This is a genomic window from Actinocrinis puniceicyclus (assembly GCF_018283645.1).
Lineage (GTDB): Bacteria > Actinomycetota > Actinomycetes > Streptomycetales > Catenulisporaceae > Actinocrinis > Actinocrinis puniceicyclus.
The window spans coordinates 1-15525 of record NZ_JAGSXH010000036.1 but is presented as its reverse complement, the minus strand read 5'-3'; the positions used below and the strand labels follow the sequence as shown (position 1 = coordinate 15525).

The 15525-nt window shown below is 70.0% G+C and carries 12 protein-coding genes; 10 read left to right on the top strand and 2 right to left on the bottom strand.

Annotation, left to right across the window (positions count from 1 at the left end; translation table 11 throughout):
* The first annotated feature begins 177 nt into the window (after positions 1 to 177).
* The 10 genes from paaN to KGA66_RS12395 all read left to right on the top strand — a co-directional run bounded on the left by paaN (position 178) and on the right by KGA66_RS12395 (position 13674).
* Positions 178 to 1851 carry a phenylacetic acid degradation protein PaaN gene (gene paaN, locus KGA66_RS12440; protein ID WP_211467935.1) on the top strand — a complete coding sequence of 558 codons (1674 nt, stop codon included), beginning with the start codon at positions 178 to 180 and terminating at the stop codon, positions 1849 to 1851.
* A 365-nt stretch (positions 1852 to 2216) separates the two neighbouring features.
* The gene (locus KGA66_RS12435) at positions 2217 to 3479 is read left to right on the top strand and encodes a LacI family DNA-binding transcriptional regulator (RefSeq protein ID WP_211467933.1); all 1263 of its coding nucleotides are present in this window, start codon (positions 2217 to 2219) and stop codon (positions 3477 to 3479) included.
* A gap of 19 nt (positions 3480 to 3498) precedes the next feature.
* Positions 3499 to 4482: an ABC transporter permease gene (locus KGA66_RS12430; protein ID WP_211467931.1), complete on the top strand. Its 984-nt coding sequence runs from the start codon at positions 3499 to 3501 to the stop codon at positions 4480 to 4482.
* Positions 4479 to 5444 carry an ABC transporter permease gene (locus KGA66_RS12425; protein WP_438822036.1) on the top strand — a complete coding sequence of 322 codons (966 nt, stop codon included), beginning with the start codon at positions 4479 to 4481 and terminating at the stop codon, positions 5442 to 5444. Before KGA66_RS12430 ends, KGA66_RS12425 begins: the two co-directional genes overlap by 4 nt.
* Positions 5441 to 6616, top strand: a complete 1176-nt coding sequence (locus KGA66_RS12420) for an ABC transporter ATP-binding protein (RefSeq protein ID WP_312886881.1) — start codon at positions 5441 to 5443, stop codon at positions 6614 to 6616. Before KGA66_RS12425 ends, KGA66_RS12420 begins: the two co-directional genes overlap by 4 nt.
* Positions 6613 to 7704, top strand: a complete 1092-nt coding sequence (locus KGA66_RS12415) for an oligopeptide/dipeptide ABC transporter ATP-binding protein (RefSeq protein WP_312886880.1) — start codon at positions 6613 to 6615, stop codon at positions 7702 to 7704. Before KGA66_RS12420 ends, KGA66_RS12415 begins: the two co-directional genes overlap by 4 nt.
* 232 nt (positions 7705 to 7936) lie before the next feature.
* Positions 7937 to 9625, top strand: a complete 1689-nt coding sequence (locus tag KGA66_RS12410) for an ABC transporter substrate-binding protein (protein ID WP_211467927.1) — start codon at positions 7937 to 7939, stop codon at positions 9623 to 9625.
* A gap of 99 nt (positions 9626 to 9724) precedes the next feature.
* Positions 9725 to 12316, top strand: coding sequence for a beta-glucosidase family protein (locus KGA66_RS12405; RefSeq protein ID WP_211467925.1), 2592 nt, complete (start codon positions 9725 to 9727; stop codon positions 12314 to 12316).
* Positions 12317 to 12386: 70 nt separating this feature from the next.
* Positions 12387 to 13052, top strand: coding sequence for a DUF2087 domain-containing protein (locus tag KGA66_RS12400; RefSeq protein ID WP_211467923.1), 666 nt, complete (start codon positions 12387 to 12389; stop codon positions 13050 to 13052).
* A gap of 91 nt (positions 13053 to 13143) precedes the next feature.
* Positions 13144 to 13674 carry a DUF2231 domain-containing protein gene (locus tag KGA66_RS12395; protein WP_211467921.1) on the top strand — a complete coding sequence of 177 codons (531 nt, stop codon included), beginning with the start codon at positions 13144 to 13146 and terminating at the stop codon, positions 13672 to 13674.
* Between the two features lie 40 nt (positions 13675 to 13714).
* On the opposite strand, the gene KGA66_RS12390 is transcribed toward KGA66_RS12395, so the two are convergent.
* Together KGA66_RS12390 and KGA66_RS12385 are read right to left on the bottom strand one after the other, a co-directional pair.
* The gene (locus KGA66_RS12390; RefSeq protein ID WP_211467919.1) at positions 13715 to 14716 is read right to left on the bottom strand and encodes a hypothetical protein; all 1002 of its coding nucleotides are present in this window, start codon (positions 14714 to 14716) and stop codon (positions 13715 to 13717) included.
* A complete protein-coding gene (locus tag KGA66_RS12385; RefSeq protein WP_211467917.1) occupies positions 14709 to 15161 on the bottom strand; it encodes a hypothetical protein in 453 nt (150 codons plus the stop codon). Before KGA66_RS12385 ends, KGA66_RS12390 begins: the two co-directional genes overlap by 8 nt.
* Positions 15162 to 15525: the final 364 nt, after the last annotated feature.

The following is a 15525-nucleotide window of genomic DNA, read 5'->3' as shown; positions in this document are numbered from 1 at the left end:
CTCCAGCCTTCGAAGGGGCGGGGCGCGCCCGGTCACCGCCGCAGTGCGCGCCCCTGCCAGACTACCGAACGTTCGGTTACTCTGGTCGGGAACGTCCGCGGACGCTGACGGCGAACGAGCCGCGATCCGGCCGGCGCCACGTGCCCGCGCAAGCCCGCATCCTCGCAAGGAGCCACCATGACCGGCAACGCCGCCGACCTGGTCGCCCGCCATCGTCCGACCCTGGACGCCGCGCTGGCCGCGATCCGCACCCGCACGTTCTTCAGCCACTTCCCGGAACAGGTCAAGGCGTACCCGCCGGAGCGCTCCGCGGCCGCGAAGTCCTGGTTCGACGCCGCGCTCGGCGGGCGTTTCCCGTTGGAGCAGCCGGGCACGGACGGCGAGGTGGGCGGTGAGCGTTCGCCGTACGGGTTCGAACTCGGGATCACGTATCCTCACGCTGACATCGATGCACTGCTTCCGGCGATGGCGGCCGGGATCCCCGCTTGGCAGGACGCGGGAGCCGAGGTCAGAGCCGCCGTGTGCACGGAGATCCTGACGCAGCTCAATGAGCTGTCGTTCGAGGTTTCATACGCGGCCATGCACACCACCGGACAGGCGTTCGGGATGGCGTTCCAGGCCGCCGGGCCGCACGCGCAGGACCGCGGCCTCGAAGCCGTCGCCTATGGGTATTCGGCGTTGAGCACCCATGTCTCGCAGGCGGTCTGGGAGAAGCCGCAGGGCTCGCGGCCGCCGGTGCGGCTGGTGAAGAAGTGGGTCGCGGCCCCGCGCGGCATCGCCCTGGTCGTCGGCTGCAACACGTTCCCGACCTGGAACGGCTACCCCGGCCTGTTCGCCTCGCTGGTGACCGGCAATCCGGTACTGGTCAAGCCGCACCCGAGCGCGATCCTGCCGCTGGCGCTGACCGTGCGGGCGGCGCGGCGGGTGCTCGCGCAGGCCGGCTTCGACCCGAACCTGGTCGCGCTGGCCGCCGAGGACCCGCACGAGCACCTGGCCAGGACCCTGGCGCTGCGGCCGGAGGTGCGCCTCATCGACTTCACCGGTTCCAACGAGTTCGGCGACTGGCTGGAGCGCAACGCCGTGCAGGCGCAGGTCTTCACGGAGAAGGCCGGGGTCAACACCATCGTCGTGGACTCATTCGAGCCGGATCAGTACACTGCCGCGCTGGACCATCTGGCCTTCTCCCTCTCGCTGTACACCGCGCAGATGTGCACCTCGCCGCAGAACCTGCTGGTGCCGCGCGGGGGCGTGCCGGTCGGCGGGGAGCTGAAGTCCTTCGAGCAGTTCGGCGCCGATCTCGCGGCGGCGGTGGAAAAGCTGCTGGGCGACGACGCACGGGCCGCCGCCGTGCTCGGCGCGGTCGTCAATCCGTTCATCGTCGAGCGGCTGGCCCTGGCGCAGGGCGTGGGCAAGACGGTGCTGGCCTCGCGCCCGGTCAGACATCCCGAGTTCCCGGAGGCGACCGTGCGCACGCCGCTGATCGCGGCCGTGGACGCGGCGGACGGGTCCGTATACGAGCACGAATGGTTCGGTCCGGTCTCCTTCCTGATCGCCACCGACGACACGGCGCACTCGATCGAGCTGTACCGGCGCACGGTCTCGCAGCACGGCGCGCTGACCTCAGCGGTGTACTCGACCGACGAAGCCGTCATCGCGGCCGCCGAGGAGGCGACCTGGCAGGCGGGTGCGAACCTGTCGATCAATCTGACCGGCCCGGTGTACATGAACCAGTCGGCCGGCTTCTCCGACTACCACGGCACCGGCCTGAACCCGGCGGCGAACGCCACGTACACCGACCACGCCTTCGTGGCCTCGCGCTTCCGCTTCGTGCAGTCGCGCCGACCCGCGTAGTCCTGACCCGCCGGCCCGGTCTCGACCGGCCGAAATCGGGCCTGCCGCGGCGAATCCGCCGCAGCAGGCCCTTTCCTCGCTTTCCAGCCGCGTCCGGTAACGGAGCAGTAACGTTCCCGGGCTGCGTCATCCGGGGGGTTGTGAGAGCGCTCTCAACGATGTACGTTTCCGGCATCCCGCAGGGGTAAGCGCTTACGCAAGCGCTTACCTGGCCGGTTTTACGTGCTTTTGCTGGATTTGTACCACTGCCGTGGGAACACGGCGGAACCGTCCGCTTGCCGGTTGTGTCCCGGCCGGCGAACTTTCTGAAACACGCGTAGGCGCTCCCGCATGCAACGCCGCATCCCGAAGGGAGGGGACCTGTGGTGCCCGACGACACGACACCCGATCGCACTGTGCTGTCAACCGGTGACACCACGTTCGATTCTTCCCTCCTGCCCGCGGACGCGGCCGCCACCGACGTGCTGACCGCGGATCGCTTCGGGTCCGCCGCGCCCGCTGACCCGCTGGGCGCCGACCCGCTCTCGCAGGGCGCCGGCCGCAAGGGCGCCGCCCCGCTGACGATCTACGACGTGGCGCGGCACGCGGGGGTCTCCATCGCCTCGGTCTCCCGGGTGCTCAACGGGCATGCCACCCCGCGCCCGGAGACCCGCGACCGGGTGCTGCGCGCGGTCGCGGAGCTCGGCTTCGTGCCGGACGGGGCGGCCCGCGCCCTGTCCAGCCGGCTCAAGGAGATCATCGCGGTGGTCTACCGGCGCGCGCCGCTCGGGCCGGTGGACGATCCGGTGTTCGAGGACGAATCCGAGAACCTGGCCTTCGTCGACGTGATCAACCGGGGTGTGCAGATCACCGCCCAGCACCGCGGTTTCGACCTGCTGCTCAGCTCGGTCGACGTGGACGACCACGCGCCGGGCCCGCGCATCGCGAACCTCGCCGGCAAGAGCGACGGCATGCTGCTGCACGACCGGGTGCTCACCCCCTCCGGGATCGTGCGGCTGGCCGACCGGGTGCCGGTGGTGACCCTGGCCGGCACGCCGACTCGGGCCAGCGTGAACATCAGCGGCGACAACATCCGCGGCATGCGGGATCTCATCACGCACCTGATCGAGGCGCACGACTGCGCGAGCATCGCGTTCCTGTCCGGCCACATCGACAGCCCCGACAGCGTCGCGCGTGCCCGGGTGGTGCGCGAGACCGCTGCCGAGTACGGTGTGCGCGTCATCACCGGCCCGCACTGGACCGGCGAGTACAGCGCGGCCGGCGGTGCCCGGGTCATCAGGACTCTGCTGGACGCGGGAACGGCGCTGCCGGACGCGATCGCCTGTGCGAACGACCAGACCGCGCTCGGCGTGCTGTACGCACTGCACGAGCGCGGCTACCAGGTGCCCGGCGACGTGAAGATCACAGGCTTCGACGACATCCCGGTCGCCCGGCACCTGATGCCGCCGCTGACCACGGTGCGCCAGCCGATCCAGGATCTCGGGGCGATGGCTTTCGACGTGCTCTACTCGATGATCAGCGGGGAGCGGCCGGCGGAACGCCAGCTGGTCCTGCCGGTCCAGGTCGTGGTGCGCGGCAGCTGCGGCTGTCCCACCGAACCGCTGCCCTCTTACACCAGAACCGCCTGAAGGGTGCCGTAGGAAGACAATGCCTACCCTGATACGCAGACTCATGTTCTATGCGGTGACCGCATTCGTGGCCATCAGCATGAACTTCTTCCTGCCGCACATGATGCCGGGCAACCCGGTTCAGGCGATGCTGGCGGCGGCCGGACCGAGCCTGGACCACCGCGCGGTGGCCGCGCTCCAAGCGCAGTTCGGCGTCGGCACCGGCCAGTCGCTTATGTCGCAGTACTGGAGTTACTGGATCAACCTGCTGCACGGAGACCTGGGCATCTCGATCTCGCACTCGCCGGACACGGTGACCACGGTCATCGGCTCCAGCCTGTGGTGGACCGTGGTCCTGGTCGGCACCGCCACGGTGCTCAGCTTCATCATCGGCACCCTGGTCGGCACGATCGTCGGCTGGCGGCGCGGCTCGGTACTCGACCAGGTGCTGCCGACGGCCACCTTCTTCCAGGCGATCCCGTACTTCTTCCTGGCCACGGTGTTCCTGTACTTCTTCGCCGAGCAGCTGCACTGGTTCCCGGCGGACTTCAAGGGCTACGACACCAACAACTACGTGATCGGCTGGAACCCCGGGTTCATCGGCAGCGCCGTCCAGCACGCGATCCTGCCGGCGCTGACCATCGTGGTCAGCTCGGTGGCCGGCTGGATCGTCGGCATGCGCAACATGATGGTGACCACCATGGACGAGGACTACGTCCTGGTGGCGCAGGCCAAGGGGCTGCCGAACCGCCGGGTGATCTACTACGCGGCGCGCAACGCGGTGCTGCCCAGCATCTCGGGCTTCGCCAACGCGCTCAGCTTCGTGGTGGCCGGATCGCTGCTGACCGAGCTGGTGTTCTCCTACCCCGGCCTCGGCAACCTGCTGCTGAGCGCGGTGACCAACGTCGACTACCCGCTCATCCAGGGCATCTTCCTGATCATCACCTTCGCCGTGCTCGCGGCCAACCTCCTGGCCGACACCGTGTACGTGCTGCTCGACCCGCGCACCCGGCAGGAGGCATGAGCATGCTGCGCGTCCTGAAGTCGCCCAAGATCGCGCTCGGTCTGGGACTGTTCCTCTTCTTCACGCTCATCGCGATCATCGGGCCGTCCATCGCGCCCTACTCGGACCCGCTCAAGCTGGTGGGCACCCCGTGGCAGCACCCGAGCGGAAAGTTCCTGCTCGGCACCACGCAGCAGGGTCAGGACGTCTACTCGCAACTGCTGATCGGCACCCGGCCCACCCTGGTCATCTCGCTGATCTCCGGCGTGATCGCGACCGTCCTGTCGGTGGTCATCGGAGTGTCCGCCGGCTTCTTCGGCGGGATCGGCGACAACCTGCTCTCGATGCTGGCGAACGTCTTCCTGGTGCTGCCGGCGCTGCCCTTCCTGATCGTGATCAACAGCTACCTGCCCGCCGGCGGCAAGTCGAACTCGACGCTGCTGGCCGTGATCATCAGCCTGACCGGCTGGGCCTGGGGCGCGCGGGTGCTGCGGGCGCAGACGCTCTCGATGCGCAAGCGCGACTTCGTCGACGCGGCCCGCATCAGCGGCGAGCGCTCCTGGCGGATCATCATCTTCGAGGTCGTGCCGAACCTGGTGCCGGTGATCGCCTCGTCCTTCGTGTTCACCGTCCTGTACGCGATGGGCACCTACGTGGCGCTGGCCTTCATCGGCGCGATCGACCCGAACGCGCCGTGGAGCTGGGGCTCGATGCTCTTCTGGGCCCAGTCCAACACCGCGGCGCAGGTCGGCGGCTGGTACTGGTTCGCCGCCCCCGGCATCTGCGTGGCGCTGCTGGGCACCTCGCTGGTTCTGCTCAACTTCGGCATCGACGAGTTCATCAACCCGCGGCTGCGCGCGGCCGGCCTCTCCCGCAAGGGCCTGAAGGCCGCCGGAGTGCGCAGCAGCAACACGCTGGGCCTGACCCCGGTGGTGCGAAAGACCCCGGTCCCGGCGGCGACGATCCTCGAGGAGACGGTGTGAGCGGCGTAGTCGGAAACAAGCGCCCGGCCGGGCGGCCGGGGGTCCGCGGCGACGTGGTGCTCGAAGTCACAGGGCTCTGCGTGGACTACGGGTTCTCCGAGGACGCGGTGCACGGCGTGGTCGACGCCACGCTGACGCTGCGCCGCGGCGAAGTGCTCGGCCTGGCCGGCGAGAGCGGCAGCGGCAAGTCCACGCTGGCTTACGCGATCACCCGGCTGCTGCGCGCGCCCGGCGTCATCACCGCCGGCGACGTGCGGTTCCACGGCCAGGACGGCGACTACGACCTGCTGGCCGCGGACGGCGAGACGATGCGGCAGCTGCGCTGGTCGCAGCTGGCGGTGGTGTTCCAGAGCGCGATGAACGCGCTGAACCCGGTGCTGACCGTCGGCAGCCAGCTGACCGACGTGCTCAAGGCGCACCGCCCGGACCTTGACCGCCACGCCCGCCGGGACCGCGCGGCCGAACTGCTCGGCCTGGTCGGCATCACCTCGGACCGGCTCAGCAGCTTCCCGCACGAGCTGTCCGGCGGTATGCGCCAGCGCGTGATGATCGCGATGGCGCTGGCGCTGGAGCCGGAAGTGCTCATCATGGACGAGCCGACCACCGCGCTCGACGTGGTGACGCAGCGCGAGATCCTGGAGGAGCTGGTCGGGCTGCGCGACCGGCTCGGTTTCGCCGTGCTGTTCATCACGCACGACCTGTCGCTGCTGATCGAGCTGGCCGACACGATCGCCGTGATGTACGCCGGCCGGGTCGTCGAGTACGCGCCGGCGACCGCGCTGTTCCGCTCGCCGCGGCACCCCTACACCGCGGGCCTGCTCAACTCCTTCCCGTCCCTGCACGGCAAGCGCGTCGCGATGACCGGCATCCCCGGCTCTCCGCCGGACCTGCGGCACGTGCCCGCGGGCTGCCCGTTCAACCCGCGCTGCCGCCACGCGCTCGACGTGTGCCGGCGCGAGGCGCCGACCCTGCTTGAGCTGCCCTCGGCCGGCCGGCGGGCCGCCTCCTGCTGGCTGCAGACCGAGGGCTACATCCCCCCGGAGGCGTTGGCCCTGCCCGAGCCGACCCACGCGGGCGCCCGCATCGTGGCCCGCACCGGCGCGCTGGCGGCCGACCTTCGCAACTCCGACCCGCAGGACCCCCAGATCGAAGCCGCCGGGAGCGCGCTGTGACCGACCCGACCAACTCCGCACGCCGCCACGGCGCCGCACCCGGCGGACGGGTGCCCGCGCTCGAGGCCAGGTCGCTGACCAAGCACTTCCCGGTCCGCGGCGGCTGGGGCATGCGCAAGGCCGTGGTGCACGCGGTCGAGGACGTGAACCTGGTGCTGCACCGCGGCACGGTGACCTCCGTGGTCGGCGAGTCCGGCTCCGGCAAGTCCACCCTGGCCCGGATGCTGGCCCGGCTGATCGAGCCGACCGCCGGGCAGGTGCTGCTGGACGGCAAGCCGGCCCCGGCGGGCGGGCGCGAGTACTCGCGCCTGGTGCAGCTCGTCCTGCAGGACCCGTTCGCCTCGCTGAACCCGGTCCACGGAATGCGTTACATCCTGGGCCGGCCCCTGAAGATCCACGGTATGGCGGAGGGCGTCGCTACCGACGACGCCATCAAGGACTTGCTCCGCCGGGTGGCGTTGACCCCGGCGGAGCAATTTATCGAGAAGATGCCGCACGAGCTGTCCGGCGGACAGCGCCAGCGCGTGGCGATCGCCCGCGCGCTGGCGGTGCAGCCGGAGGTGCTGCTCGCGGACGAGCCGGTCTCGATGCTCGACGTGTCCATCCGGCTCGGCGTGCTGAACCTGCTCGCGGACCTGCGTGACCGCGAGCAGCTGGCGATCCTGTACGTCACCCACGACATCGCCTCCGCGCGGTACCTGGCCGACACCATCGCGGTCATGTACGCCGGGCGGGTCGTGGAGGCCGGGCCGGCCGTACAGCTGACCGACCGGCCGCAGCACCCCTACACCCAGCTGCTGCTGTCCGCCGCGCCGGACCCGGACCGCGCCGAGTCGCCGTCCCTGGCCGGGGCCGGTTCGCCGCCGAGCCTGGTCAATCCGCCCTCGGGCTGCCGGTTCCACCCGCGTTGCCCGTTCGCCATGCCGAAGTGCGCCGAGCAGAACCCGCCGGCCTTCCAGGTCGGTCCCGGCCAGACCAGCGCCTGCTGGCTGCACGAGGGCCACACCCCAAAGACCTCTTCCACAGTGTCCGCAACCGCAGTGGAGGAACGCACCACCCGCTCAATCCGCGACACCTCGGAGGGATGACCTCCGCATGAACTCAGGAAGGAGAGCGACCCGCGCCTCGCCCGGCCCGGCCGGCCGCACCGGCCGAGCGGCGCAGCAGCGCGCAGACGCATAACACTGATACAAATCTGCACGGCACGGACGGTGCGGGGCTCAGGCCCAGCCGACCGCGCCGGGCACCCCGGACAGATCCCACCACGGTCTTCCCCAAGATGGTCGGCCACGGCCGACTGGACACAACGGAGTGTAAGCAATGTTCCGGAAATCGGTACATCCCCGGGCACTGGCAGGGGCGGCGGCGATAACCGCGCTCGCGCTGACCGCCAGCGCCTGCGGCAGCTCGCCCAAGCCGTCGAGCACGAACGCCGGTGGCGCGAAGTCCTCGACGCTGACGATCGAGTCGGCGCCGGTCTCGCCGTTCACCGACAACTTCAACCCCTTCGTGCAGACCAGCATCGCGAACCAGGTGAACGCGACCTCGCTGCTGTACGAACCTCTCCTGCAGTGGAACATCACCAAGGCGAACTCGTACTACCCGTGGCTGGCCGACTCCTTCACGTGGAACAGCACGGGCACCGCGATCACCATCAAGCTGCACGCCGGCGTGAAGTGGTCCGACGGCCAGCCGCTGACCGCCAAGGACGTGGCCTTCACGTTCAACCTGATGAAGGCCACCAGCGCGCTCAACGCCAACGGCCTGCCGATCGTCAGCGCGACCGCGGCCGACGACACGACCGCCACGATCACCTTCAGCTCGTCGCAGTACACGAACCTGTACGCGATCACCGGGCAGACCTTCATCGTGCCGGAGCACATCTGGACCTCGCAGACCGACCCGGCGCACTGGACGGACCCGAGCCCGGTCGGCTCCGGCCCGTTCACCCTGGACAAGTTCTCCGCGCAGGGCTTCACCCTGAAGGCCAACGCGAACTACTGGCAGGGCGCTCCCAAGGTCTCCGAGATCAGCTTCCCGTCGTACGTGTCGAACACCACCGCCAACCAGGCGCTGGACAACGGCCAGATCGACTGGGCGGGCAACTACGTCACGAACATCGACCAGACGTACGTGGCGAAGGACCCGAAGAACAACCACTACTACTTCCCCGCCACCAACACCGTGGTGCTGATCCTGAACGTCACCAAGGCGCCGTTCAACGACGTCAAGGTGCGCCAGGCGGTCTCCGCGGCGGTCAACCGCACCGAGCTGTCCCAGGTCGGTGAGACCAACTACGAGCCGCCGGCCACCTCCTCCAGCGGCCTGCTGCTGCCGGAGTTCTCCGACCAGGTCCCCTCCGACCTGGCCAACGACCTGCCGGCCGCCTCGGACGCGAACAAGGTCACCTCGATCATGACCGCGGCCGGCTACGCCAAGGACGGCAGCGGCATCTGGGCCAAGAACAACAAGGAAGTCTCGTTCGCGATCGAGGACCCGTCCTCGTACACGGACTACTACACCTGCGCGACCCTGATCTCGCAGGAGCTCAAGCCGCTCGGCTTCAAGGTCTCCGTCAACGGCGTCACGCCGGACAAGTGGACCGCGGACCTGAACGCCGGCTCCTTCGACGCGGCGATCCACTGGGGCGGCGGCGGCCCGAGCCCGTACCAGCAGTACGACAACTGGCTCGACTACGGCACCAGCGCCGCGATCGGCCAGACCGCCAACGGCGACTACGGCCGCTACAACAACCCGGCCGTGCAGTCCGCGCTCAAGGCGTGGGCCGGCACCAACGACCCGAACGAGATCACGAAGCAGCTGGGCATCGTGGCGCACGCCATGTCCACCGATGTGCCGGACGTGGTCCTGATGTACGGCGCGGGCTGGAACGAGTACAGCACCAAGCACTTCACCGGCTGGCCGACGAAGGACAACTCCTACATCGACCCGCGGCCCAACAACCCGTGGCTTGAGTACACCGTCCTGCACCTGACGCCTGTCTCGTAGCCACTGACGGCCCCGGATTCGCGCAGCCGCACTCTGCGCGGATCCGGGGCCCTTTTTTTCCTGATCAAGCTGATTTATCACTATTTTTTAGGAGTCTCGGTGGACCTGGGGCACACCGACATGAGGAACCCGCAGGCCGCGCGGGACGGGCAGGGACAGTTCCCCGCCCGCGACGCGGGACCGTCACGGGAGGCGGGGACCGGGCGCGAACTGCTGGCCGCGCTGTCTCTGGAGCAGAAGATCGCGATGCTGACCGGCGCCGACAACTTCACCCTGCCCGGCGAGCCGGGCATCGGCCTGCGCGGCCTGGTGATGTCGGACGGCCCGGCCGGCGTGCGCGGGGCCTTCCTGGACCCGGCGGACCGCTCCTCCAGCCTGCCGGCCCCGATCGCGCTCGCCGCGTCCTGGGATCCGCAGTTGGTCGAGCAGGTGGCCGCGCAACTGGGCCGGGAGGCCCGGGCCAAGGGCATCGACGTGGTGCTCGGCCCGACGGTGAACCTGGTGCGCACGCCTTTCGGCGGCCGGGGCTTCGAGTGCTTCGGCGAGGACCCGGTGCTGGCCGCGCGCACCGCCGCCGCCTGGGTCAGGGGTCTGCAATCGGAGGGCGTGGCCGCGACCGCGAAGCACTTCGTGGGCAACGACGCCGAGACCGAGCGCTGGACGGCCGATTCGCTGATCGACGAGACGACCTTGCGCGAGCTGTACCTGGTTCCCTTCGAAGCCTGCGTCACCGAGGCCGAATGCGCGCTGGTGATGGCGGGATACAACAAGGTCAACGGCGCGACCATGACCGAGCACGAACACCTGCTGCGCACAGTGCTCAAGCAGGATTGGGGCTTCGGCGGCGCGGTGGTCTCCGACTGGTTCGCGGCGCGCTCGACCGAGCCGACCGCGCTGGCCGGGCTGGACCTGGTGATGCCGGGTCCGGACGGGCCGTGGGGCGAGCAGCTGGCCGAGGCCGTGGCGCGCGGCGCGGTCTCGGAGGCCGAGATCGACGAGAAGGTGCTGCGGCTGCTGCGGGTGGCCCGGATGGTCGGGGCGCTCGGCGGCGAGCCGAGCGCGTCGCGGCCGGGCCCGCACGCCGACCGACGGGTGCTGCGCACGGCCGCGGCCGGTTCGTTCACGCTGCTGCGCAACAGCACCGGCACGCTTCCCCTGGGCCGCGACGCGCACTCGATCGCGCTGCTGGGGCCGAACGCGATGTTCCCGCAGTACCAGGGCCTGGGCAGCGCGCAGGTCGGAGCGGCGATCGCAGTCTCCCCCGCCGAGGGACTGCGCGCGGCGCTCGGCCAGGACGCGCAGCTGACGGTGCGCCAGGGCTGCCGCACCTGGCTGACCACTCCGACGCCGGAGCCGGGAACGCTGACCGACCCGGCGACCAACGGCCCGGGGGCGCGGCTGGAGATCCGCGGCAAGGACGGCGCCCTGCAGCACACGGATGTGCTCGGGCGACCCGAGGTGACCTGGTGGGACCCGATGCCGCCGCAGGTGGTGCGCACCGATATCGCCGAACTGACGTTCCGCACGCTCTTCCGGGCCGCGGCCGCGGGCCCGCACCGGTTCGCCGTGACGGGGCTCGGCGCGCTGCGGCTGGAGCTGTCCGGCCCCTTCGACGATCCGTCCCCGATAGTGGTCGCCGACACCGCTCCCCCGGCCGCCGACCCGGTCGAGCCGCTCTCGCGCCCGTTCGAGATCGGTACGGTGCTCGACCTGGACGAGGGCGACTCGGTACAGGTGTTCGCGTCCTGCGACCCGACCGGGCACGACGGGGAGTTCACCCGCTTCCAGCTGGGCGTGGTGCCGCTGCCGCAGGAGGACACGCTGCTCAAGGAGGCGGTCTCCGCGGCGCAGTCCAGTGACGTGGCCGTGGTCGTGGTGGGCGCCGCCGCGGGCACCGAGAGCGAGGGCTACGACCGGCAGACGCTGGCGCTGCCCGGCCGCCAGGACGAGCTGATCGCGGCGGTCGCGGCGGTCAACTCGCGCACGGTGGTGGTGGTCAACTGCGGAATGCCGGTGCTGATGCCGTGGGCGGATCAGGTCGCCGCGATCCTTCAGGTGTGGTTCCCGGGCCAGGAGTTCGGCCACGCGCTGGCGGACGTGCTGCTCGGCGAGCTCGAGCCGGGTGGCCGGCTGCCGGTGACGATCCCGCGCAGCGAGGCCGGCTGCCCGGTCGGCCCGGCCCGGCCGGTGGACGGAGCGCTCGAATACAGCGAGGGCCTGCTGGTCGGCTACCGCGCCTATGACAAGGGGGGAACGGAGCCGCTGTTCCCGTTCGGTCACGGTCTGGGCTACACGAGCTGGATGTTCGAGGGCTTGGACGTCCCGGTCGGGCCGGTGCGCGCCGGAGCGGACGTCGAGGTGACCGTGACGGTGCGCAACACCGGCCGGCGGCCGGGTCGCGAGGTCGTGCAGTTGTACCTGTCCGAGCCCGTGGACAACGCGGACTCGGACGGCTCCGGTACCGCGGCGCTGCCCGAGCGGCACCGTCCCGTGCGCGTGCTCGCCGCGCTCGGGGCCGCACAGGCCGAGCCGGGCGAGGCGGTGCACGTGCGGCTGCGGGTACCGGGCCGCGCGTTCGCGCGGTGGGACGCGCAGAAGCAGGACTGGGTGTATCCACGCGGCCGGTACCTCTTACAGGTGGGTCACTCCTCGCGGGATCTGCGGCTGTCCGCGCCGGTTCAGATCGGCTGATCGGCCCGCGCGGGCCGGGGCGGCCAAACCCGTGGGCGCCCCGGCAGCGCATATGACTAACATCGAGGCCATGACGGCTCGCGATAACCGAGAGCAGATTCCCGATCCGCGCAGGCTGGTCGCACTGCTGGCCGATCCGGCTCGCCTGCGGGTCTTCGCTGCCCTGGTGCTGGCCGCGAACCGGGGCGCGTCGCCGCGGGAGCTGGCGCGGGCCAGCGGCGTGCCGGTGCGCGATGTCGTCAAGGCACTGATTCGTTTGGACGAGGCCCGGCTCGCCGCCCGGCTCACCCCGCAGCGCTCGAGCGGCGGTGAGCCGGGCGGCGTCGCCGAGCCGGCGCGGGGCGAGGACGAGGCCGAGGCCGAGGCCGCCGACCGGTGGCGGGCCGTTCCCGAGACGATGCGCGCCGCCACGGACGCGAACGTCCGCAAGGCCGACACCGCGCTGCCGGCGCAGCCCGTCGTGCAGGACCCGGGCACGGCGTCGCTGTTGCGTGGTTTCTTCGCTCAGGGCCGGCTGACCCACGTGCCCGCGGCGCACGGCAAGCGCATGGTGGTGCTCGATTATCTGGCGCAGTGCTTCGAGCCGGGGGTGCGCTACGAGGAGGCGAAGGTCAACCGGATCCTCGGCGATTTCCACGACGACTACGCCGCCTTGCGCCGCTACCTGGTCGACGCGGGGTTCCTCAGCCGCTCGGAGAACATGTATTGGCGATCCGGGGGTTCCGTAGGACTCTGAACCCCGGTATGAACGTTTACGTTTGGCGTGTGCCTGCCCGTGTGAGCGTGCCGGAGACCAGAACCCGTCAGGACGATCAGGAGAGAACTCGATGCCCGTCAAGGTCTTCGGTCTGCCGACCCACATTCTGCTGCTGCACGTGGCTGTGGCCGGCGTTCCACTGGTGTGCCTCACCACCATCGCCGTGGCGGCGCGGCCGAAGTGGCGTGCCCGGTTCGGCATCGCCAACGCGGTTTTCGCGATGGTCATGGTCGGCGTGACGTACGCGACGCAGGTGGCGGGTCAGCAGTTGTACAACCACGCGCCTTACCTGCAGAAGTTGGCGGCGCAGCACCGCGGCCTGGGCCTGACGCTGGTGTGGTTCGTCGCCGCGGTCGCGGTATTCGCCATCGCGCTGGTCGTGGTCAGCCGCGCCGGTTACGCCGAGCACCATGCGGCGACGGTGACTGTGGCGGCGCTCGCGATCGCCGCCAGCGCGATCTGTGTCGTCCAGTGCATCCGTGTCGGCGACTCGGGCGCGCGGGCCGTGTGGGGCAACATCAACGTCTCCGGCAGCGCACGGCTCGGTGCTGATCCGGTCGGCGCCGGTGCCGGCGTCCCGGCCGCCTTGAACGTACTCTGAGGCACCGTGCGCGGGTCCGAGTCCGGCCGGGCGGGTGTCTTCAGCCGAAGTGCGCCTGCACGCCCACTTCGAGCGTCTCCTCGGCGTACTCGGAAACCTCTGCGCGCGGGACGGTGGTTCGCCATACCCGATAGCCGACTTCCGTCAAGCCGAGCGACCCGGCTTCCAGATGGTTCTCGCCGAGATAGTTCAGCGTGACCGAGTCCGGAGCCGCGTCGATCGCCTCGAAGCGCGCCCCGTGCCATGTGCAGAGTAACCGCACATACCTGACAGCGTCGCAATGCGCGTCCAACACTGCACGGGACTGCACGGCTTCGCCCGCTGTGCCGCTGCGGTACAGCGTGATCCGGCCGGGCTCGGGCCCGAAGTCCGCGTCGAAGTCGCCGCCTTGGTAGACGGCGCGCAACCCGCGTCGTACGGCGGTGCGCAACGCTTGGGGTGTGCTTTGCCAGGGCTGCGGCCCGAACGGTTCGACGCCTGGTTGCGGCTGCCATCCCGTGTACCGGCCCAGGTATGCCGCCACCGGTTGCTGCGATCCGTCCGCGCCGATCCGCCACAGTTCGGTGCCGAGCGGTAGTTCGGTCAGGGGCAGCCAGTATTGCGGCACGGCCCGGGGTGCGAACGCCGTGTAGCCGGTTCCGAGGAACGGCTCCGGATACACGCGGCTGGTTCCCATCCGCTCGGCGCCTTCGGGTGTGGAGCCGCCGAACGGCACGACGAACGCGCCGGGCCACGATGCGTAGAACCGCAGCACATGGAATGCGTCCGCGCTGTTGTGTTGTGGCGTCCAGGCGGGATCGCCCGTCAGGCCGTGCTGCGCGCGGACCGCCGCCGCGTCGCCTGAGGCGATGTCTCCCGCCCGGACGCAGAACCCTGCGGCGCGATGCGCCTCGAATATGCGTGGCACCGAGAGGTTGCCCGCATAGGCGGACACGAGTGGTGGCGGGACGGGCAGTTCCATGACGGTTGTCGGAGCCAGGCCGGCCGCGCCGGTGCCTGGCGCGCGCGTTCCCGATGCGCCCGCCGCTGGAACCTCACTCACCGTGCCTCTCCTTCCACTGCGCGAGCAGGTCCGTGCGCTCCTCGTGCAGATCGGTCACCTCGTCCAATGCGAACCGGCCTCCTGCGACGTACTGTTCATAGACGGTCAGTCCGTTCTTCCGGATGAAATCCATCGAGAGTGGGCTGACCAGGTTCCCGCTGACGAAACCGGTACCCTGCCCGCCGGTCGCCTCGAACCGGCCGCCGTGCCATTCGAAGAACCAGCGCGACTCGTATGCGGCGTCTAACCGATCTGAGCCCACGAGATACATGGGTGCACCCGCCGGGTTGGATCCTCGCGGCAAGTCGTCCGGAGCGGGGCAGCCCGGTTCCGGATAGAGGCCGACGAGCGACGCGTCCGCCGGGTCCTTCCAGAAGCGGTACTTCCGGCCCTGGTACACCGCGAGTCGGTGCACCCGCCACTCGTCGCGCTCGGACGCATTCACAGCCGTGTCCACCTCTGGCTCGCATGGTCGAATATGCCGGCCAATTCTTCCGTACCGTCTGATCTCATGCGCCAGATCTCGGCCCCAATGCCACTGAATGATGTGTGATCACGCTGCGAGGCCGTGGGTTTCCGCTGGTGAGTGTCTTCGCACCGGACAGGGCTCTTGTGTCAGAACTTTAAGATTCTGGATGTCGAGGGTCGGGGGGCCCTGGTGCCTCACGCCGGTATCGGTGGCGCGTTTGACCCGCCAGGAGTTGCGCCTGGCGCGTTTCACCACGCGCGGGAAGCTGCGGTGCCTGCGCTTGGGGTTCAGCGACCGCTTGCGGGTCAGCCTCCCGAGCGTGTGGGCGATCAGGAGCCGC

Bases quoted from the DNA above. Each gene is read 5' to 3' on its own strand.
- KGA66_RS12410 (WP_211467927.1), top strand. From the start codon at position 7,937: ATGTTCCGGAAATCGGTACATCCCCGGGCACTGGCAGGGGCGGCGGCG.
- paaN (WP_211467935.1), top strand. From the start codon at position 178: ATGACCGGCAACGCCGCCGACCTGGTCGCCCGCCATCGTCCGACCCTG.
- KGA66_RS12430 (WP_211467931.1), top strand. From the start codon at position 3,499: ATGCCTACCCTGATACGCAGACTCATGTTCTATGCGGTGACCGCATTC.
- KGA66_RS12400 (WP_211467923.1), top strand. From the start codon at position 12,387: ATGACGGCTCGCGATAACCGAGAGCAGATTCCCGATCCGCGCAGGCTG.
- KGA66_RS12425 (WP_438822036.1), top strand. From the start codon at position 4,479: ATGAGCATGCTGCGCGTCCTGAAGTCGCCCAAGATCGCGCTCGGTCTG.
- KGA66_RS12395 (WP_211467921.1), top strand. From the start codon at position 13,144: ATGCCCGTCAAGGTCTTCGGTCTGCCGACCCACATTCTGCTGCTGCAC.